Genomic DNA, 255 nt, shown 5'->3' with positions numbered 1-255 from the left:
GCCGGGGGGGGGGGGTGGGGGGGGGGGGGGGGGGGGGCCCCCGCGCGGGGCGGGGGGGGGGGGGGGGGCCCCCGCCCCCCCCCCCCCGCCCCGCTTTCGCGCGCTCGGCCGGCTGAGCTGCCGTCACCGGCTCGATCGGGCCCGGCTCCTGTGCCACCGTCGCCCGGGGCGGAGGCGTGCGAGGGCGACCGGTACCGACCTCACAGCACCGAGCGGGGCCGGGGGGGCCCGGGGGGTGCACCGGGCCCGCGCGGC

It is taken from the genome of Kitasatospora sp. NPDC002040 (assembly GCF_040296785.1).
Classification (GTDB): domain Bacteria; phylum Actinomycetota; class Actinomycetes; order Streptomycetales; family Streptomycetaceae; genus Kitasatospora.
Note: the sequence above shows the minus strand (reverse complement) of the source record.